Raw genomic sequence first — 19,902 nt, 5'->3', positions numbered from 1 at the left:
TTCCTATATCACTACGGGTCGTCTTCACGCGTTGAGAATTGCGCCGCCATCCACCACTATGTCTTGCATTGTCACGTGGCTGGCTAAATCTGATGCTAGGAACACGACGACGTTCGCGACTTCCTCAGGTTGGGCTATCTTTCCTAGCGGGATACCCAGTTTGAATTGCGAAGGAAATCCCGCAATAGTACGCTGCTCGGCATCTTTGCTGTGCCACAACGAGCGCTGCATCTGCGTATCGGTTGATCCCGGCGATACCAGATTGCAGCGTATCCCATAGGGGGCAAGCTCTAGCGCAACACAATTGGCTAGACTGCTCAGTGCGGCTTTAGAGGCACAGTAGGCTGTCATATGTTGACGGGGAACATGGGCGGCATTCGAGCTGACCGTCACCACGGCACCATGACGTTGCTGTTTAAAAACAGGGATCAGCTGTTGGAATAAGTAAAAAGCACCGGAAGCATTTACATTAAGGCAGGTATGCCAATCGTCTTCGGTCAGTTCCTCGGTTTTTCCCATGCGTAAGGTACCCGCCACATTGGCGAGCACATCGATCACCGGTACATCTGATAAGATGCGCTGAGCAACCGCTTTAACCTGGTCTGGATGAGCAATATCCACATGATAAGTTGCAAACGGGTACGTTGCGCCCTCGTCGCACCCAGCCCCAAAGTCTTTATCCAAGCCAATCACCTGAGCACCCAGTTGATGGAAATGTATAGCTACCGCATACCCAATGCCACGAGCCGCCCCCGTTACCCAAACCACTTTGCTGTCAAATTGACCACTGGAGGTCACTGCTGTTTGCTGCTTCACGGCCTTCACCACACCATCTCCACTTCGTCTTCACTCTGCTGCTGCATCTCATCGAGATAGCGACAAAATTCATTCAAAACGGGGCGATCAAACACATCGGACACCTTGATACTGACACCAAATTCGGCGCCTAGACGGTTAACAATTTGAATGGTCTGCAGTGACTGCCCGCCTAATTCAAAAAAGTTATCCTGCGACTGAATCAGGCTGACCCCGAGGATCTGCTGCCAGATTGCACCGACTCGGCTTTCAGTCTCACTCGCTAACACCGATTCAACACTGTCCCCCTCATAACTGGCCAGCAAGGCGTTGCGATCAATTTTGTTATTGAGGGTTTTCGGCAAGTTGGCAAAGAAACGAAAATCGGTCGGTATCATCGCCGGTGGAAGACTCGACTGCAGCGCGGTTTTAATCGCCAGTGCATCTTCATTCTGACAACCCTTCCCAGCGACAAATGCCACCAAACGACGGAGGCCATTATCAAATACCATCCCCTGTACGCAGGCTTCTTCCACGCCATCAAGCGCAAGGAGGTGGGATTCAACTTCGCCCGGCTGAATGCGATAACCACTGATTTTGAACTCGTTATCAATACGACCTAGGTAAATCAGCTGGCCATCGGTGAGTGTCACTCGATCACCGGTACGGTACGCACGGCGCTCAACCCCGCCCACGAGTATGCGGATAAAAGCAGGGTGCGCCTGGCCGAGGTAGCCATCCGCAAGTGTATCGCCTAGGATCACCAGCTCGCCTGTGGTTGTCGGGCGCAACTGATCATCAAGCACCAATACGTCGATGCCGGACAAAGGCAGACCGATAGGTAATTGACCATGACGACCATCAACGTCTTGCAACTCACTACACGTTGCAACCACGGTCGTTTCTGTCGGGCCGTAGGTATTGAATAGACGGATGCGGTTGGTCAACCCTGCCTCTTCGACGGCTGTCTTCCACTGGACTAACGGCTCGGGATAAACCGCTTCACCACCGATGATCACGCCTTTCAGCGTATTCGGTAATGTCGCAGTGCCAGCTCGTAGGCTCACCACCCACTCATTCCAGAACGCTGTCGGCAAATCCAGCACAGTGACCCGCTCAGCGGTGATCGCATCAGAAAAACTCGCCATTGACTCAAGCATGGCATCAGTGCGGAGCACAAGTGTGGCACCTTGTCCCAGCGTCACGAAGATTTCTTCGATGCTGGCATCAAAATGGAAAGGCGCAAACTGCAGGACGCGATCGATCGCCGCGATGTCATAACGCTTAGCTGCCGCTGCGACGAAATGATTCATCGCCGAATGACTAACCACCACGCCTTTCGGCTGTCCGGTCGAACCAGACGTGAACATGATATAAGCCGAGTCAGCAGCCTCGACAACCGGTAATGCGACAGGTTCGCTATGCAGACGCCCCGCTAATTGAACAGTAACAGGCAAGGCCGATAAGGAGTGTTGATACTGCGCTTCGGTAATCAGCATACGGATCGCCGCCTGATCGACAATCAGGTGCTGACGCTCAATCGGCTGCTCTGGATCGAGCGGCACGTATACAGCACCACTGAACATGACTCCTAACACTGTGGTGATACAAGACAGCGATCGGCTTAGTGCCACTCCAACTCGCTCTCCTGATTGCACACCTTGTGCCCGTAAAGCGCTAGCGATCGTGTCTGCCTTATTGACCAGACTCTCATAGGTCAACACTACTCCATCCTGTTCCACGGCGATGGCATCTGGTTGCTGCGCTGCATGACGGCGAATCTGATTCAGTACAGACTCCGCAGGGGTGTGAGTTCGTGCGTCGGTTTCTCCAGAGATAACAGCATCTTGCCGCGCCTGCGCATGTAAGCTTGCCAGTACACAGCTCGTCGTTTGTGTCGGCGATGCAAGCCAGTGTGTCAGTAAGCTCATCAGTTCTTGTTGCAACTCAGCGAGGTCACCTTTGTCATACACTGCAGGGTTGGCATCAATGTCTACTTCTGGCACGCCTTCTGACTTACTGTGCAATTCAATAGTCAGATCTTCTACTGGCCCAGCACTTAGATTTAGCGTGCTAGCCGCTACGTTGCCATAATGCAAAGGATGATCGAACGGCATGATATTCACCAAGGCACCAAACAATCGCTGGCCGCCACCGACCCGGTTCAGGTCCCGACGAAGGTCTTCGTAGCGATAGTGCTGAAAGCGACGCATCTTCTTTTTGTGCGCCGCAACCTTTCTGGCAACGTCTAGCAAATCATCGTCAGCGACGACATCGACCACCAGCGGTACGATGTTCATTTGCATACAAGGAACCGTCAACGATTTTGAACCTAAACGGTTCATCACCATCATCCCCAGTACAACTTGTTCGTTGTCGCTGTAATGACGCAGGTGCGTACAAAGTGCAGCGAGAAATAAATCCACCCAAGTTAATTGATGATGCTCAGCGAGGCTCTGGCATTGTTGCCATAGCGTGTCATTGAACGTACAACTCTCTCGATGAAATTGAGCAGAAATCGGCGCGATATCATGGCGGTAAGAAGACGGCGCCACATTTTTAGCAAGGGTGTCGAGCCAAAACTGACGGGCTTTGTCATAAGCGCCGGAGTCTCGGCGTTGCTGGTCTTCATCCAGCACAGCCTGAAACGAACCGAAAGGCGATGGTGTGGGTGCTCTCTCCTCCATTAACTGAGAGTAAATCTCGGCGATACGTTGAAAGATAAGCGTCGTGCCGAAACCATCTAGCGCAATGTGATGAACACAGTGATACAGATAGTCTTGGTGTTCCCCATGAAGTAACGTAAAGCGGCACGGCAACTGGTGCGCCAAATCAAACGCCTGCTTCATATCTTGGGTTGCCCAACGGCGCACTGTTGCCATTTCAGTATCTTGTTCGCAGGAGGCTGTAAGGTGAACGCGTTCAAATACCACTGGTTCAGATGTAGCAACCCGATAGGGTTGTTCATTCTCACTACGGTAGTAGCAAGAGAGGCATTCACTCTCCGCCACTGCTTGTCGTGCGGCACTCGCTAATAGGTCTGCATCGACTTTTCCGTCAAAAACGATACATTCGGCTGTGTTAAACAGCGCTTTATCTTCATTAAGAGTGTGCCCAAGCCATAACCCATGTTGAGCCGTATTTAGCGGTGTCATACTTGTCCCTCCATATTCACTTGATTTCGTGCTTGCTCCAGTAACATCCACCAGTGATTGAAGGTTGGCGTCTCCGCCAGTTGGACAAAATTGATCTCAACGCCGTGCTTGCGCCATTCGGTGATCAACGCCATGATTTGCACAGAGTCTAAGCCGTAATCGATCAGGTTCTCATCCGGGTCAAACGCGTCTTCCTCTTCGTCGACCAGTTTCGCGATGCGGGCGAGTAAACCACCGTGAGTGAGCACATCAGGCAACGCGTGCGGCTCGGCTTTCGACACCTGACCTATCACCGAGGCCGTTGACATCACCATACCTGCTCGTCCTGCCACGTACTTGAGTGTCATTTGATGCTCTTCGAGTGAAAAGTCAGCAATGGCATCACCGATCATGAAGGGTTTAATGTCACGCATAAAAGCGTCCACTGCCGTCATCAGGCAACCTATATGACCATAGATCCCCCCAATCAATAACTGGTCACGTCCTAGTTCGTTGAGCGTATGCTCCAAAGGTGAACGCTGAAACGCCGAGTAACGCCATTTGTCGAGAACAATATCTCCCTCTTCTGGTGCTAACGCCTCAACGACTTGTTGCAGTTCTGGCGATTTGTTAAGACCTGGCCCCCACATATCATTGAGTAGCGCTCTATCTGCCAGGTTCTGCTCTTTGGGTTGAGCCGTGTAGATCACTGGAATACCGTGAGATTTGCAGAAGTGTTTTAAGGCCACCAAATTATCGAGCAGCGTTTGCATCAGCGCGCTATCGCGCTCATAAAAGCTCACAAAATAAGTTTGCATATCGTGGATCAAAAACGCCGCTTTCGCTGGCTCAAACGTCCAGGACACCTTGTTGGTTGGAAAGGCCTCGACGGCAGGCATGGTATAAGTCGGTAATGCAGGAATAGTCATGATAAAACGTCCTTTTCGGGCTGAGGCTGTGACTGTTTTTTTAGTAGGTTGGCAATCCGCTGACGCAGCGCTTTTTTGTCAATTTTTCCGACAGGGGTCATAGGTAAGGCATCGACTTTTTCGATCCGATCAGGGAGTTTATAGTCAGCGATACCACGCATGCGCAGGTGTTTTCGGATCGTAAGAGGTTTTAGCTTCGGGTTAGTCGTCACGATAAATGCGCAACTTTTCTCTCCCATGACGCTATCAGGCATGGCAACCAACGCAGCCTGCGTGATCTCCGGCACCGCCAGTAGCTGGTTTTCGACCTCTTCGGCCGCCACCTTTTCGCCACCACGATTAATCTGGTCTTTGTCGCGGCCCACCACCATCAAGTAACCGTCTTCGGTCATCACGACGACATCACCAGAGCGGTAAAACCCATCCTTATCAAATGCAACGCGATTATGTTCTGGGCTGTTGTAATAGCCCCGGAAGGTATATGGCCCACGAGTGAGCAAGGCACCGGGAGTTCCTCTCGGCACATCGTCGCCGTTTTCATCAACAATCCGTATTTCATCATCGTCGCTGATGGGACGCCCTTGAGTATGAAGAACATGCCACTCACTGTCTTCAAACCGCGTATAGTTCACTAGGCCTTCGGCCATACCGAACACCTGCTGTAGATGACATCCCAACTCAGGATAAATACGACGGGCAAGGCTCTCACCAAGATGCGCACCACCAACCTGCAGCCATTGCAGACTACTAAGCGCCGAGCGATCATCTGCCGCGGCTTGCAACCACAAGGTGACAGCAGAGGGCACCAACGCAGCCATGGTAATCTGATGAGATTGAATCAATGGAAAACAGGTCATTGGACTGGGCTCTGCCGCCAAAACCACGGTTCCCCCTGCATAAAACACACCCAGCGCGCCAGGAGAGCTTAAGGTGTAATTGTGTGGTGCAGGCAATGCACACAAATAAACCGTATCGCTGTCTAAGCGACAAATCTCTGCACTGGCGCGGACACTGTAGTAGTAGTCATTATGCGTTCGGGGGATCAGTTTTGGGGTACCGGTACTGCCGCCAGACAACTGGAAAAAGGCAACGTCAGAGGCATTCAGCTCTGGCCAAGAGACGGCTTTTTTCGCCTGACTACTGAACGCATGACAAGGCGTCAAGGTACCCGCAATGGCTGCGGCGAGCGAATAGCCAAAGTCCGCATCACCATCAACCAAGCAGAACTTGAGTGATGTCACCTGATCACTCAAGGTTTGAGCAAACGTACTTTGCCTGAATAAGTGGTGGCCTGAAGAAACGATCGCCAGCGTCGGTCTGATTTGCTCAGCATAGACAGTGAGTTCATGCTGGTTGTGACTGAATAGCGCATTCACTGGCACCACGCCCAATTTCATGAGGGCAAAAAAGGTAATATAAAACTCAGCGACATTAGGTAGGTGCACCAACGCCGTGTCGCCAGGTTGTACACCAAGCTGCAACAGGGAGGCAGCCAGCCTCTCAGCATCGTGCTCAAGCTGACGGTACGTCCAGCTTCGTTCGCCACAAATCAACGCTAGGTGGTCAGTAGGGTTCTGTTGGTGACGCGTTAAGATGTCTGTCATCGGCACATCTGTCCAATAGCCTTTCTGGCGATAATGCTCAGCAAGCTCAGGCGGCCATGAGGTGAAGGCGATACTCATGCAGCCCCCTTCTCACCTAATCCGAACGCATTGAGCATCGTACCTAACTTGGCTTCGGTTTCCGCCCATTCCGCCTGCGGACAAGAGGCATCTACAATCCCCGCTCCGGCAAATAAGCGAACAGAGTTCTCACGTACCTTTCCACAACGGATCGTGACCGCCCACTCGCCATTCCCTTGAGAATCACACCAACCCACCATGCCGGTGAACATGCCACGTTCGTAGCCTTCCAGCTCTTTGATCGCATCGCGTGATAACGTGAAGGGGAAACCACAAACAGCCGGAGTTGGGTGTAGTAGGCACGCTAACTGCAGGACGTTATAGTTCGACGGCTTACCCTGTTCATCACCCAAACCATTAAGTTGCCCTTCGATGCGTGTCGACAAATGCCACATAGTCGGGGTAGAAATCAGCGATGGACCAGTAGGTACGTCTAGCTTGCGACAATACGGTGTCAGCTGTTGAGCGATTTCTTCAATGACCAGACGGTGTTCATATCTGTCTTTTACCGATTTCAGCAGAGCATCACTCACCTGTCGATCGGCATCCGTATTACCCTGACGCTTCGCTGAACCAGCTAATGGGTTCGATAAAATAGACGTCCCTTGCTGCCGAATCAGAAGCTCAGGACTAGCGCCGAGTAAAACCGATTGGTCTTGCTGTGGAATGGCAAAATGGAAGCCAGTAGGATTTTGTTTTATCAAACGTGAAAGCACATCATCAGCGGAGATGGCATCACTTAACTCTAAGTTCAGTACCCGAGATAACACGGCTTTTTCTAATTCAGTGCGCTGAAACTTTTTTACGGCCTCTGCAACCGCATGTTTAAACAACGATTCATCGGGTTCACTACGTTTAGCCAATATCTGTAAAGGCTCACGTGCGAGTATTCCATTGGGTTCGGGCATTGCCGCGTTGTGCTCCGTCACCTCAACAGATTCAGGAATATAGAGACAAGACGGTTCAGATACATCAAACGGAATCGACCCCATTAAAATCGGATTTTCGACGCCTTTAGATTTTTCGTCCGCGAATGCTTGTTGTATTTTTTGCTGGAACGCGCTCTGGCGTTGCTCACCATAGATAGCGGGTGTAGTAATCGTTTGGCTAATTCCCTTTCCACTGACCGTTTTGTATTCCGATGAGAAAAAAAGATCTCTGTCGGGTGAGAATACGGGGGTCGATCCTAGCCTCTCACGTTGGGTATGTTGCATGTCACAACTCCATTTACACAATAGCCTGTTTTTGTTGCATTTAATTGCAAACTGACAGGCTTAGTATTAACTCGGTAGGTTTAGTTGTTATAAGGTGACATCACATTGCTTTTGTGTACGAAAAGGAGCCAACCTGTGTTGGCTCCTTTGGCATCAGGTGGTCCTGATGAATGTTGTTATCAGAAGTCGTATGAAACGCCAGCATAGACGCTGCGTGCTTTCATGATGTAATCCAGGTCTATCGCGGTCTCATCTCGCTCTTCGTTAGTGAGGTTGGTGACCCCCAGCTTCAAGTTCAGATCATCTACAGGTTGATAGCGAGCCCCTAGATCCAGCGTGCCATAAGCATCTAGCTTCACCACATCCGACCCATTTTTTGCGTATTGAGAGCCTGTGTATTGGTATGACGTGTAAGCATAAAGGTTGTCTCTCGCCTGCCAGTCGAGTTGAACATTAGCCACATGGGCGGGCGTATTGAGCAGATCGGTCTGCGTGCTTTTATCTTCTGCATCGCTGTAGGTATAATTCACCGATACACTGACCGTGTCGGTAATGTCGGCCCATAGCGATGTTTCTACCCCTTTGATCTCGGCCTCGTCGACGTTGAAGTAGCTCAACTCAGTTTTGACGCGATCCCACGTTTCCGCCTCAATCATGTCATCAATGTCATTTTCGAACACGGTTAACCCGGCGCCCCAGTGAGCAGTTTCATAGCTGGTTCCCAGCTCATAGCTCCGTGAGGTCTCTGCCTCTAGATCCGGGTTACCAACCACATGGCATTTACCCCGACACGCTAGTACCGAGTAAGAATCACTGTACTGATTCAGGCCGGGCGCTTTAAAGGCTTCCCCAACACCACCTTTAATTACCCAGTTGTCAGTGATCGTATAAACCGCATAAGCACGAGGGCTAAACTCACCGCCGTACACCTCGTGATCGTCATAACGCGCACTCAGAGTCAGTGCCAAGTCGCCTAGCGAAATTTCATCTTGCAGGTAAATCGCCGCCTGACTGTAGTGCACAGAATCGGTCGTCAGCGTCAGGTTATTTTCCAGTTTAGTATCACGAAATTCGCCGCCGCCCGTGAGAAGGTGATCGCCTAAATAACCAGAAAGCTGGGCATCAATAGTGTTATTGGTTTGCTCGATATCACCGACTACACTATTCAGCTCTGAATCATCTCGCAATTCAGAATGGTCGAGGTTATAACGCACTCGAGAGTTCATCGCCTCCCAGTAACCGTAATGGGTCAATGCCAGGTTGTAACGCTCCATTTCCTGCACATTGTTTACGGCGTTACCCCAGTTGTTCCAATCCGCATCACGGTCATCTGTGTTGTAGTTAAGATCAAGCTCGATATCCTGCTGATCATTCACCAGCCATGTCAGGTTGGAGTACAAGCTCAACTCATCACGTTCCTCCAGCACATCCGTATCTGGGTTAACGGATTGGTTTGACCGCCACGCATCACGATCACTTTTTTCAATGATCAGGTTCCCCAATAAGGTGTCAGGAACTAGGGCGCCACTGACGTAGCCATTCATTTTATGAGTATTACCACCAGAGCCCTCAGTAATGCCATCAAACTGGTAACCCAAAGAGCCCTGCGTTTCTTCTGTGGGTTTGCGAAGAATCACATTCACTACGCCCCCTAACGCATCGGCACCATACAAAGATGACATAGGGCCACGGGTTACCTCGATACGCTCGACCGCTGACATCGGAATGCTGGACAGATCAAAATCGTTACCGTAAGAGCTAAGGAGTCCATCTCGAGAGTTAATCCGACGACCGTTGATTAGCAGCAGGGTATAATCTGAATCCAATCCACGGATTTTGATCTCATTCCGCCCGTATGTTGTGCCCGCGTTGATGTGAATACCCGGCAGTTTTTCAATCGCTTCAGCAACATCATTGACTACAAGGTTATCCAAGTCTTCGCGAGTAATATACGAGACAGAAGCCGGCGCTGTGAGCTCCGGATGCTCTGTCTGACTCGCCGTCACCACCATCACTTCATTAACGTCGTTATTGGCCGTGTCTGCCATTACCGTAAATGAAGAAACCATACCTACTACACATAAAGCCTGATTCAGGCGAGTCAACTTAAACACGCTATCTCCTTGTCCATCAAAAATTAACCACTCCATATAAATGGTGGCGCAAATGATAATGATTTCTATTTTACGCTCAATCCCAACCGCAGACAATTGATAATCTTTTTTATTATTATTTGCGTTTGATCATGAAAATTTGCGTAGATATTCACAATGCAAAACGACCAAGCCGGTAAGACGAGCGAAAAACGTACAGGTAAAGGGTGAAAACGGAGTGGGATGGCTCCGGGAATTAACCCGGAACTTGTTGTGAAGCTTGAGACTGTTTAAGTGATGGGATAAACCAGCAAACAAGCAGAGGAACCGCGAGCGCACTAATGATAGTCATTGTGGCAAGTTTATCGAGCCCTACTAATTGATTCGCAGACCCTGAAACAAGATAGATGGAACTGACAATCCCTGCACTACCAGCGGCCAAATTAGACACTGTTGATTGATACGTCATGAAGGCGGCACGGTATCGTGGTGGTGGTACCCTTGATGTAAACGCTGCCAGGACCGCACTACGCGCCGAACTCGATGCCATCAAAATCATAAAAATCAGATAGACCCACTTATCCGTGCTATCGCTGATAAACCCATAATAAACCACCATAGCGACAATCACGCTTAACCCAAATAACACCGGTTGCCCTGAGCCTTTGTCCATCATTCTGCCGCTGTAACGCATCGCTAAAATGCTCATCACCCCACCCAAGAGGTAAAGGTAACTGATCTCGTTCCGCGGGAAATCAAGGTTAAACTGGAAATACGCCGACAAGTTTGGCACCAATAGAAAATGTCCAAAGAGTGTCAACCCCATCATCGCCATCGCGAGTACAAACGGCGTGGAGCCGATCATTTTAGATAGTCCTGCCGAACGCATTGTTGGACTTGTCATCGCGCTTGCCTGTGGGACCAGCGATGGCATATAGATCCTGACGGCGACCGCCAATATTACTCCCATGCCACCAAAGAAAAAGAACGTCATCTGCCAACCCATCCACTGCGCCAACATCAAAGAAGCTGGCACAATGATGATCGCCGCCAGAGAAAATCCACTGGCAACGAAGGCCATCGCCCTACCTCGCTCCGCCACGTTAGTTACATCAAGGACAGACGCCATGATTAAGCCGCTAAGAGGGCCGGAGAAACAGCCTGCGGCAATAAAAATAAGTAACAACTGTTTCGGCTCTGTCGCTAATCCACACAAGGCAATCAGGGCAGAACGAAGTAGGAGAAACAATGTCAAAGCGGCTCGTCGATCATAACGGTCTAATACCGGTGCGAGAAAAAAACCAATGATTGCGGAGCCAAACGTCGCACCGCCACTGATGTATCCGATGTGCTCACCTTTTAAGCCAATATCTCGGACTAAATCGGGACCCAACGGCATCACCATCATCAAGGTTCCAACAGAGAGCATGTTAATAAGCAGCGCAAGCCTTAAAACTGGCTTCGCATTCAGCGTGTTACTATCCATGGACACAACCTATCTAAAAAAATCGATTGTAACCGCCCGATAACACAAACTCAATAAATGATAATTATTATCATATGAAATATTCAGAACGCGTAAAGGTAAGCACTCGTTCATCCATCCTAGAGTAATACACCTTTCCCTGCAGACCGGGCAATAAGGTGTCAGAAAGCTTTGTATTCAGCTCAAAGTACAACCATTGGTCGTCCATCCGCAAAAAGGCGACATCTAAAAAGTCAAAATAGCGTTTAACTTGAGGGTACAAGGCTTTAAAAATGCTCTCTTTGGCCGAAAACAACAGAGTCATCAACCCACTTAAATTTTGTACATTGCTGGGTAGCGCCGCCAGCTCCTTTTCGGTAACGACCACACCCTTCATCTCCGATAGCCTATCCACATCAATCAATGACTCAATATCGATACCGACGCCTTCATGCTCATAGCTCTGAGGCGTCATCGCACATATGGCTAACGAATCATTGTGACTGATGCTTCCCGTCCATGCTGATGGCCAAACCGGTGCGCGGCTGTCACCGATAGCTATCTCAATCGGCATCACTCCCAGACTCATTTGTACTTTTTTTGCCAGATAACGACCCGCCAAAAACTCCGCTTGCCGCTTACACACTGCCCGACGAATCGCCTCGGGCATCTCAATACCAAGCTTGGCAAATAGCATTGGGGAATAATGCTGTACATCAAACTGAACCATTAATACTGACGTGTCAGGATCAGGCAAGGCCACAGGGCACAGTGACTGTATGAAAGCGAATTGCGTCATATCTTATAAACGAGAATTAATGAGAATGGCTATCATTGTCATTGATGAGGGTTCATCATACAAGTCTGCTGATTCCAGTCCATAGTGGTTATTGTAGGCTGATCGGAGCGTGCCTAATTAACGCGACTATGCTTGCCACAACCGAAGGGAGAGACTATTCCTATCCGGCTCAGTGGCGCTAGAAAAAACTCAGTAAAAAGCTGATCACCATAGGGACAACAATCGATACTTGTGCCCACACGAGCTTTGTCGCTTTTCCGACATTCAAGATAGTAACTGTTAATAACCAAACACCCGCCGCAGCGTAACCAAGAAGGGCCTCCAAGCGATCATAGTGCTGCAAGCGAAACAGGTACTCATCAAGATGATTACCTGCCGCTGTCGATATATTTTGTAGCTCACCACTCGCCATGCCCCGGTAGTAGTAAGAAAAGCCAATCAGCACGAGTTGGGTGACCAGTAAAATGACTGAGAGCGCTTTCACCTTTCTGATACTGAGCGATGCTATAACCATTTGTACATCACATAACTGTCAACCAACCCCAATTGCGAATGCTTGTACGCTCGAGGGATGGTACCAACAATCGAAAAGCCGAGTTTCTGCCAAAGCGTTACCGCCACCTCGTTGGTCGAGACCACACTATTAAACTGCATGGCTTGAAACCCAAACGCGATCGCCCTCTCCTGTGAATGCTCACATAAAAGGCGTGCGATGCCTCTTCCTCTCGCCTCGTTGGCCACCATATAACCACAATTACAGATATGGCGACTTGGGCCCATTCCATTAGATTTGAGGTAGTAAATACCCAAAACTACATCATTTTCTACCAATGCATAGGCTTCCAGTGTTGATTCACACCAAAGCGAAAAAGCCTCTTGCTGCGTCATGTCAGGATCCAACGCATAGGTTTCTTCTGCCTTAATAATGGCTGAGAATGTTGGCCAAAACGACGCAAAGTCAGGTCGGGTAATTTCTCTGATCATGGCTCCCCCTTAAAGGCCTCTTCAGTTGGCTCAGCCGATAGCATCGACTCGTGATGGTGCATTTATACCATCTTATCCAAGATATTAATAAAAAAGCTTTTTTTTATTAAACGAACAAGGATAGAGATAAAATTCATGCTTGCCACCTCCAAGTCAGAGCATTGCAGATGTGATCTAAACACACTTTTACTTCCCCCTATTCACTCCCTCTTGTAGACTACGCGCGCGTTGACTATCTACTGATAAGAAAATTGATATATGCCTGCAATTACACCGGCCTTTAAAGTGATAGACGGTTTCTCACTCTGTGCCAGCGACACAGAGCGCCTTGATATATTTTTTACCTATCTTCGTGAAGGTGAACCCGAGCTGGCAGAGCTGCGTCTTGAACAACTTGTCTTAGCCTTAGCCAACTCCCCTTCTCAAGCAGCATTATTCGCCAACAGCGTGTGCAATGAGGCAAAGAAAATAAAACTGTCACCCGCATTTGTGCAATTGGGGATCTTTTCTAAAAACGGGCTCGTCACCGAAATTTTTCGCCGCCTTTACAATAAAGTCAATCCGCCGCCAAAACGCTGCAACGATATCAATGACTTGCTCAGTTACTTTGTCGGTGGTGAAGACAAAGCGTGGGTTAAAACCATTTCCCATAAATGTTGGTTTAAGCTTTATTGTCTGTTGGTGAAAAACGCCCCTACAGAGGCTATTCGCACAACAGGCGCTTATATCAAAAGCGAGCTTTGTTATTCGCTAGAAATGCTATCTATCTGGATTGCGGCAGAAGAGCTAGACCCTGAGCTACTTCGCATAGACCGCCGTTTGAGTGAAATCGACTCACCGTTCATTGCGCTTCAACGTGAAACCAGCCACTTGGTCGCGGCTATCAAGGCCAACGACATATCTGGCCAAGACACAGCCCATTTTTGGGTAATGATTGAACAATGCCAACAACAGGTAAAACGGATCCGCGCACGCGGCATCAGCCAAATGGGTTTCTCCGCACACGCTTCGCATATGCTCGAGCGCCTTGATCAAACGTTGAACCGCATGGTACTGCTGATTCAAATCTTAGATTTTCGCCATCCTCACCAAAAAGCGCGTTGTGTGCTTAACCTATGGCGCCAACTACTGACCTCAGTGACCGAGCGCAATAGTGTGCGAGCCATTTACCGCAAAAGTACTCGCACCTTTGCGCAAAGTGTCACCCAAAACAAAAGTAACCACGGCGAGCACTACATTGCCAAGACCAAAAAGGATTATTTTAAAATCCTGCGCGGAGCCTGTGGTGCTGGGGTGATTATTTCGCTACTAGCGTGGGTAAAAATGTATATTGAGAGCCTGCAACTCGCCCCTCTCAATAACGCCCTACTGGTGAGCCTAAACTATGGCGTCGGCTTTATGCTCGTACACATTTTGCACTTTACCATTGCCACCAAGCAGCCCGCGATGACTGCAGCAAACTTTGCTGCGCACGTAGAGAAAAACAAACAAGGACGGACACGCAGTAAAAAACTCGCGCGCCTGTTAATAAATGTAAACCGCTCTCAATGGTTTGCAGTGTGGGGAAACATTACTGCAGCCATCACTGTGAGCATCTTAGTAAGCCTGCTTTTTAGCCACTTTTATCACAGCCCATTACTGAGTAGCGAACAAGCGGCTTATCAAAAAGCAGCCATTCATCCACTTAGTGGTTTGGCTTGGCTCTATGCTGGCATCGCCGGTGTGTGGCTGTTTTTATCTGGCATCATCACCGGCATTTTAGATAACCGAGCGGATTATATTGAGCTAAAAGATCGATTAGTCGCCCATCGGTTGTTTCGGGTCATCCCCACTAAACACCGTGAGAAAGCGGCTTTTTACATTCACGAAAATTATGGCGCACTGGGTGGTAACTTTATTTTTGGTGTCTTATTGGGCATGACGAGTTATTTGGGCTACCTGATTGAGATCCCCCTAGATATACGCCACGTGGCGTTCTCATCTGCGCACGCGGCATACGCACATATTAGTGATTTCCAGTCATGGGGGACAGTATTATCCAGCCTATTCTTTGTGTTAATGATCGGCTTTATTAACCTTTGGGTCAGCTTTGGTTTGGCGTTATTCGTCGCTCTACGCTCTCGTAACTGTGAATTAGACATTAAGTCGGTGAGAACCGCGGTACTGACACAAATCAAACAACACCCCTCTAGTCTATTCTGGCCGAAAGATCCGGTTCCTGCAGTGAAATCGCAAAGTGCAAGTCAACGCCGTACGCCATAAAACCCAACGCGTTTATCACCGGCCAGCGGATGGCCGGTATCACACTTTCTATCATTGTGTCTTCTTCATTACATTCAATCTTTTTAGGCAATCGCAGACTGACAATAATGACTAGAAAGTAAGGCATGTCGTGCCACGCTTACTTTTCATACCATGAAAGGAGAGCATAGCATGATACGTTTATCCCACCTTGCTACAGCCTGCGCTATTGCATTTTCAATCTCATCGCAAGCACATACATTGATGGCAAATCACGTACAAACACGCCCAGTGACAAGCCTTGAAAATGTCGGCATTAATAGTCAGTTAGTCACGGAAGAAGACCTGACTTTTCGACCACGGCAGTATCCGCTCGATATCAATGCGTTTCTCGGATCACACCTCCCACACTGGCAACCGGTGAGTGAAGCTGTTATGCACTGGAGCGGCGCATCTGGTATCGACCCGCGTATTGTGATTACAACGCTGATTACAAATGAGCCTGCTTTAGCGCAAAACATCGCCCTCGATCGGATCAGCAAACTCAAGCTGCTCGAAGACATTAAACAAACGGCGGCAACTCTATCTTCTCTGTTATACCAGTCCCAAAAACCTACCACTCAAATGGCGCATCATGCGACACAAGTGCTAGTCAGCGCACTTAATACGCCCAGTGATTGGCAAGCATGGAAAGCGCACTATCAAGCTTGGTTTAGTGATCAAAAGCCACTGGGTCAACAACGACATTCATTACAAACACAGGTTGCACCACCCACTGGGTTCATGCAGTGGCCGTGGCGTCAAGGATATGCTTGGGTTCCAAATGGTCCACATGCCCACTCGGGTTCAGGCTATCCACTTTCATCCATCGACGTCTCATACGATTGGCCTCGCTGGGGCGGGACAACCTACAGTGTCACAGCCGCACATGACGGCTATGTCACTGTGCTATCTCGCTGCCAATTACGGGTCACGCACGATAATGGTTGGGCAACCAATTATTACCACATGGATGGGATTCAAGTGAACAACAATCAGTGGGTCAGTAAGAACACAAAAATCGGTACCTATGCTAGCCAACGCACAGTCGCCTTGTGCCAAGGCGGTTCATCAACAGGTCCGCACCTGCACTTCTCAATCCTTAAAGATGGTCATTTCACGTCTCTGCAAGACACGGAGCTAGGTCGCTTTCAAGTACAGACAGGGCGCTATAGCTACGATGATAATTGCCAGTATACTTGGCTGACTAACACCCAGACAGGCGAAAAAACCTGTATGTGGCGACGTATCAGTAATCCTTAACAAGTTGACCGCTTCACGCCCCACAAATAACAATGAGGTCACTTAATTTGTGACCTTAACCTCTTTTTTAGGCGGCAAGATCATTCATCAATATTGCGGTAAATATCTCATAAATGAACAGTCATTTATTCTGTAAAGAATTATGGTCATTAATTAATAATTAACCAGCAAAACTGTCATATAAACTAGTCACCATGCGTTTTCTACCTCATTGACGTTTGAAACACGCCGATAGCGTAATTTATTGTTTACACTGTTAATTGTAACGAGCTTGTAAATGATTCTATTGATAGGCCACGTTAAAGATGCGAACCCACATGTTCGTCTTCCTATTGTGCAGTTGGGAAGAAAGGAATCTTTCAACAACAATTAGGGCAATAAAATGAAACTCTCTAAATTGACATGGCTTATCGCCTCTAGCGTTGTCGCTAGCACACCGGCACTGAGTGCAGAACTGATTAACGTCACTGATGATGCAATGCTAAGTCAGGTCTTAGACCAACCTGCAGGTGTTTATGCGCCATCAGGTTCACAAGCCAACCCACTAGGGTTTAAAGAAGTGAAGCGTGTCACCTTGCCAAACGGCAAAGTCAAAGTGCGTTACCAGCAAACCTATCAAGGTGTGCCCGTTATTGACACGGCTGTCGTCGCGACAGAAAAACAAGGTCAACGTAGCGACGTCTACGGTACCATGGCACAAGGTGTCGCGAACGATATCACCTCTATCTCACCCGCGCTCAATAGCCAAGCGGCCTTGGAAGCCGCGAAGGCTGCTTTCACGCAGAACCAACAAACCATTACCTCTGCCCCATTTGAAAACGAGAACACTCGCTTGGTGGTCAAGCTGGATGATGAGCAGAAGGCGCAGCTCGTCTACATCGTTGATTTCTTTATCGCTGGTGACGACCCAAGCCGTCCTTTTTATATGATTGATGCCGACACTGGTGAGATCTTGAAGCACTGGGATGGTATTAATCATGCGACTGCCGTTGGAACAGGCCCTGGTGGGAACGAAAAAACGGGCCAATATATTTATGGCACGGACTATGATGGCTTCCCTATCGACAAAACCGGCACCACGTGTACGTTAGAAAACGACAAAGTGAAAACGGTCGATCTAGAGAACGGTACCACAGGCAGCACTGCCTTCACCTACCCGTGTACAGATAGCAGTAACTACAACGACGAAAGATATGTTAACGGCGCTTACTCTGCACTGAACGATGCGCACTATTTCGGTAACGTTGTTTTTGACATGTACCAAGATTGGATGAACACCGCACCTCTGACTTTCCAGCTCACTATGCGCGTCCACTACGGCAACGACTATGAGAATGCATTCTGGAATGGTAGCTCAATGACATTCGGGGATGGCAAATCAACGTTCTACCCACTGGTCGATATCAACGTGAGTGCCCACGAGGTCAGCCACGGCTTTACTGAGCAAAACTCTGGTCTCATCTATGCAGACATGTCGGGCGGGATCAATGAGGCGTTTTCTGATATTGCCGGTGAAGCTGCAGAATACTACATGCATGATGAAGTCGATTGGGTGGTCGGTGCCGACATCTTTAAAGGCACTGGTGGTCTGCGCTATTTTGACCAACCTTCACGCGATGGCAAATCCATTGATGACGCCAGCCAGTACCGTGATGGCATGAATGTGCACTATTCAAGCGGCGTATATAACCGTGCTTTCTACCTCCTCGCTAACAAAGCAAACTGGAATGTTCGCAAAGGCTTCGAAGTATTCACCACCGCGAACCAACTGTACTGGACCGCCAGCAGCACATTTGACCAAGGTGCGTGCGGCGTAGTGAAAGCCACGCAAGACTTGGCTTACAATGCGCAAGACGTTATCGATGCATTTAATACCGTAGGCGTCGATGCAAGTTGTGGTGATAACGGTGGAAACGTGCTTCAGCCCAACCAGCCGGTTACCGGTTTAAGTGGTGGCAGCGGCAGTGAAACCTTCTTTACGTTCACAGTTGATAGCAGCCGCAACGTGAATGTGGCAATGAGCGGTGGCACGGGTGATGCCGACCTTTATGTAAAAGCGGGCAGCAAACCCACTACTAACAACTGGGACTGTCGTCCTTATGACTATGGCAACGATGAGACCTGTCGTATCAGTGCACAAGAAGGTACCGAGTACCATGTAATGGTGCGTGGCTACCGTAGCTACTCTAACGTTAGCCTTGAGCGTGATTAATCGCTCACTAACAAGCCGCTGTTTAAAGCAGCGGCTTTTTTGTCTAACTCAAAGACAAAAAAGACCAGGTTTATAGACAAATCCAGAAATCCCCCTGTATTTCCGGCTAGTCATCGTCTTCTCTTCTGTTGGACCGACCAGAAAATTGTTTATTTTCATCACATTATGACAATAAAAAACGCATATTTTTCGACAAATAAACGATCACTGCACCCACCTATTTTTATCTCGTCTACGCTTAAGAGAATTATGGATAAATTGGAGGCATTATGCTCAAGCACCTGTTCGCCATCGTTTTCTCGGCCCTTCTTCTAGCAACACCAGCTCGAGCCGATGTTCTCACCATGCCATCGCTCGAATGGCCGCCTTATTCTGGCAAAAATTTGCCTGATCAGGGCGCATCCGTTGCGGTTGTGCGTGCAGCCGTACAAGCCATGGGTCACGAACTTAACGTCGAATTTTACCCGTGGTCGCGCACTGTGTATTTGGTCAAGAATGATGCGCAGTACGCTGGCTATTTCCCAGAATATCACTACGAAACAGACGAACTGATCTTCTCTGACCCCATAGGCACAGGCCCGCTCGGGTTCGTTGAAAACGTCAATAAGCCTATCGAGTGGTCAACCCTTGATGATCTTACTCAACATACCATTGGTGTGGTGCGTGGCTATGTCAACACACCAGAACTAGATGAGCGCATTGCGAATGGCACACTCAAGTCGTCTGCGGTCACCAGTGACACACAAAATTTACAAAAAGTAGGACGTGAACGTATCCCGCTAGCCGTCGTGGATGCCAATGTGCTGGACTATCTCAAAGAGAATGACCCTGCTCTCAGTGCCGTTAAAGCCAATCTACAAATGAACAAAAAACTCTTGGTTGATAAAAAACTCTACATTGCGTTTGCCGACAATGCCGAAGGGCAAAAATGGCGTGACATCGTCAACCAAGGACTAAAGAAAATCAATATTGAACAGATAATGAAAGAACACCTGGGTGAATAATGAACACTCGAGGGGAAAGTGGCCGCAGTCAGGTCGCATGACAATGTA

At 48.8% G+C, this 19,902-nt stretch carries 14 protein-coding genes; 4 read left to right on the top strand and 10 right to left on the bottom strand.

What is annotated here, in order from left to right; translation table 11 throughout:
- Positions 1–24: 24 nt before the first annotated feature.
- The 10 genes from dhbA to BZG72_RS09455 form a co-directional block, all read right to left on the bottom strand.
- Positions 25–816, bottom strand: a complete 792-nt coding sequence (gene dhbA, locus BZG72_RS09500) for a 2,3-dihydro-2,3-dihydroxybenzoate dehydrogenase (protein ID WP_241832536.1) — start codon at positions 814–816, stop codon at positions 25–27.
- 5 nt (positions 817–821) lie between these two features.
- Positions 822–3,950, bottom strand: coding sequence for a non-ribosomal peptide synthetase (locus BZG72_RS09495; protein ID WP_077666633.1), 3,129 nt, complete (start codon positions 3,948–3,950; stop codon positions 822–824).
- Positions 3,947–4,858 (bottom strand): isochorismatase family protein, encoded by a 912-nt coding sequence (locus tag BZG72_RS09490; protein WP_077666632.1) that lies wholly within the window; start codon positions 4,856–4,858, stop codon positions 3,947–3,949. Before BZG72_RS09490 ends, BZG72_RS09495 begins: the two co-directional genes overlap by 4 nt.
- The gene (locus BZG72_RS09485) at positions 4,855–6,540 is read right to left on the bottom strand and encodes a (2,3-dihydroxybenzoyl)adenylate synthase (protein WP_077666631.1); all 1,686 of its coding nucleotides are present in this window, start codon (positions 6,538–6,540) and stop codon (positions 4,855–4,857) included. The genes BZG72_RS09490 and BZG72_RS09485 overlap by 4 nt, the downstream gene beginning before the upstream one ends.
- Complete coding sequence (locus BZG72_RS09480) at positions 6,537–7,754, bottom strand: isochorismate synthase (RefSeq protein WP_077666630.1); 1,218 nt, start codon at positions 7,752–7,754, stop codon at positions 6,537–6,539. The genes BZG72_RS09485 and BZG72_RS09480 overlap by 4 nt, the downstream gene beginning before the upstream one ends.
- A 179-nt stretch (positions 7,755–7,933) precedes the next feature.
- Positions 7,934–9,868 (bottom strand): TonB-dependent receptor domain-containing protein, encoded by a 1,935-nt coding sequence (locus BZG72_RS09475; RefSeq protein ID WP_241832535.1) that lies wholly within the window; start codon positions 9,866–9,868, stop codon positions 7,934–7,936.
- 235 nt (positions 9,869–10,103) lie between these two features.
- Positions 10,104–11,333 carry an MFS transporter gene (locus BZG72_RS09470; protein ID WP_158075461.1) on the bottom strand — a complete coding sequence of 410 codons (1,230 nt, stop codon included), beginning with the start codon at positions 11,331–11,333 and terminating at the stop codon, positions 10,104–10,106.
- 70 nt (positions 11,334–11,403) lie between these two features.
- Positions 11,404–12,042 (bottom strand): 4'-phosphopantetheinyl transferase family protein, encoded by a 639-nt coding sequence (locus BZG72_RS09465; protein ID WP_158075460.1) that lies wholly within the window; start codon positions 12,040–12,042, stop codon positions 11,404–11,406.
- A 247-nt stretch (positions 12,043–12,289) separates the two neighbouring features.
- Entirely contained in the window at positions 12,290–12,625 is a 336-nt protein-coding gene (locus BZG72_RS09460) for a hypothetical protein (protein ID WP_046075785.1), read from the bottom strand.
- On the bottom strand, positions 12,616–13,095 hold the full coding sequence (locus BZG72_RS09455; protein WP_077579087.1) for a GNAT family N-acetyltransferase: 480 nt from the start codon (positions 13,093–13,095) through the stop codon (positions 12,616–12,618). Before BZG72_RS09455 ends, BZG72_RS09460 begins: the two co-directional genes overlap by 10 nt.
- Positions 13,096–13,353: 258 nt before the next feature.
- Here BZG72_RS09455 and BZG72_RS09450 point away from each other — a divergent pair, with 258 nt between their 5' ends.
- The 4 genes from BZG72_RS09450 (at position 13,354) to BZG72_RS09435 (ending at position 19,854) form a co-directional block, all read left to right on the top strand.
- A complete protein-coding gene (locus tag BZG72_RS09450) occupies positions 13,354–15,357 on the top strand; it encodes a hypothetical protein (RefSeq protein ID WP_077666628.1) in 2,004 nt (667 codons plus the stop codon).
- A 243-nt stretch (positions 15,358–15,600) separates the two neighbouring features.
- Positions 15,601–16,638, top strand: a complete 1,038-nt coding sequence (locus BZG72_RS16530; RefSeq protein ID WP_274532475.1) for a M23 family metallopeptidase — start codon at positions 15,601–15,603, stop codon at positions 16,636–16,638.
- Positions 16,639–17,020: 382 nt separating this feature from the next.
- Positions 17,021–18,850 carry a M4 family metallopeptidase gene (locus tag BZG72_RS09440; RefSeq protein ID WP_077666626.1) on the top strand — a complete coding sequence of 610 codons (1,830 nt, stop codon included), beginning with the start codon at positions 17,021–17,023 and terminating at the stop codon, positions 18,848–18,850.
- A gap of 269 nt (positions 18,851–19,119) precedes the next feature.
- Positions 19,120–19,854, top strand: coding sequence for a substrate-binding periplasmic protein (locus tag BZG72_RS09435; protein WP_046075782.1), 735 nt, complete (start codon positions 19,120–19,122; stop codon positions 19,852–19,854).
- The last annotated feature ends 48 nt before the right edge of the window (positions 19,855–19,902 follow it).

This window comes from Salinivibrio sp. PR6 (assembly GCF_001995955.1).
Classification (GTDB): Bacteria; Pseudomonadota; Gammaproteobacteria; order Enterobacterales; family Vibrionaceae; genus Salinivibrio; species Salinivibrio siamensis.
Note: the sequence above shows the minus strand (reverse complement) of the source record. Positions and strands in the feature narration are given on the sequence as shown.

Coding starts and splice junctions, on each gene's coding strand:
- BZG72_RS09495 (WP_077666633.1), bottom strand. CDS start 3,950: ATGACACCGCTAAATACGGCTCAACATGGGTTATGGCTTGGGCACACT.
- BZG72_RS09490 (WP_077666632.1), bottom strand. CDS start 4,858: ATGACTATTCCTGCATTACCGACTTATACCATGCCTGCCGTCGAGGCC.
- BZG72_RS09485 (WP_077666631.1), bottom strand. CDS start 6,540: ATGAGTATCGCCTTCACCTCATGGCCGCCTGAGCTTGCTGAGCATTAT.
- BZG72_RS09480 (WP_077666630.1), bottom strand. CDS start 7,754: ATGCAACATACCCAACGTGAGAGGCTAGGATCGACCCCCGTATTCTCA.
- BZG72_RS09470 (WP_158075461.1), bottom strand. CDS start 11,333: ATGGATAGTAACACGCTGAATGCGAAGCCAGTTTTAAGGCTTGCGCTG.
- BZG72_RS09465 (WP_158075460.1), bottom strand. CDS start 12,042: ATGGTTCAGTTTGATGTACAGCATTATTCCCCAATGCTATTTGCCAAG.
- BZG72_RS09460 (WP_046075785.1), bottom strand. CDS start 12,625: ATGGTTATAGCATCGCTCAGTATCAGAAAGGTGAAAGCGCTCTCAGTC.
- BZG72_RS09455 (WP_077579087.1), bottom strand. CDS start 13,095: ATGATCAGAGAAATTACCCGACCTGACTTTGCGTCGTTTTGGCCAACA.
- BZG72_RS09450 (WP_077666628.1), top strand. CDS start 13,354: ATGCCTGCAATTACACCGGCCTTTAAAGTGATAGACGGTTTCTCACTC.
- BZG72_RS16530 (WP_274532475.1), top strand. CDS start 15,601: ATGGCAAATCACGTACAAACACGCCCAGTGACAAGCCTTGAAAATGTC.
- BZG72_RS09440 (WP_077666626.1), top strand. CDS start 17,021: ATGAAACTCTCTAAATTGACATGGCTTATCGCCTCTAGCGTTGTCGCT.
- BZG72_RS09435 (WP_046075782.1), top strand. CDS start 19,120: ATGCTCAAGCACCTGTTCGCCATCGTTTTCTCGGCCCTTCTTCTAGCA.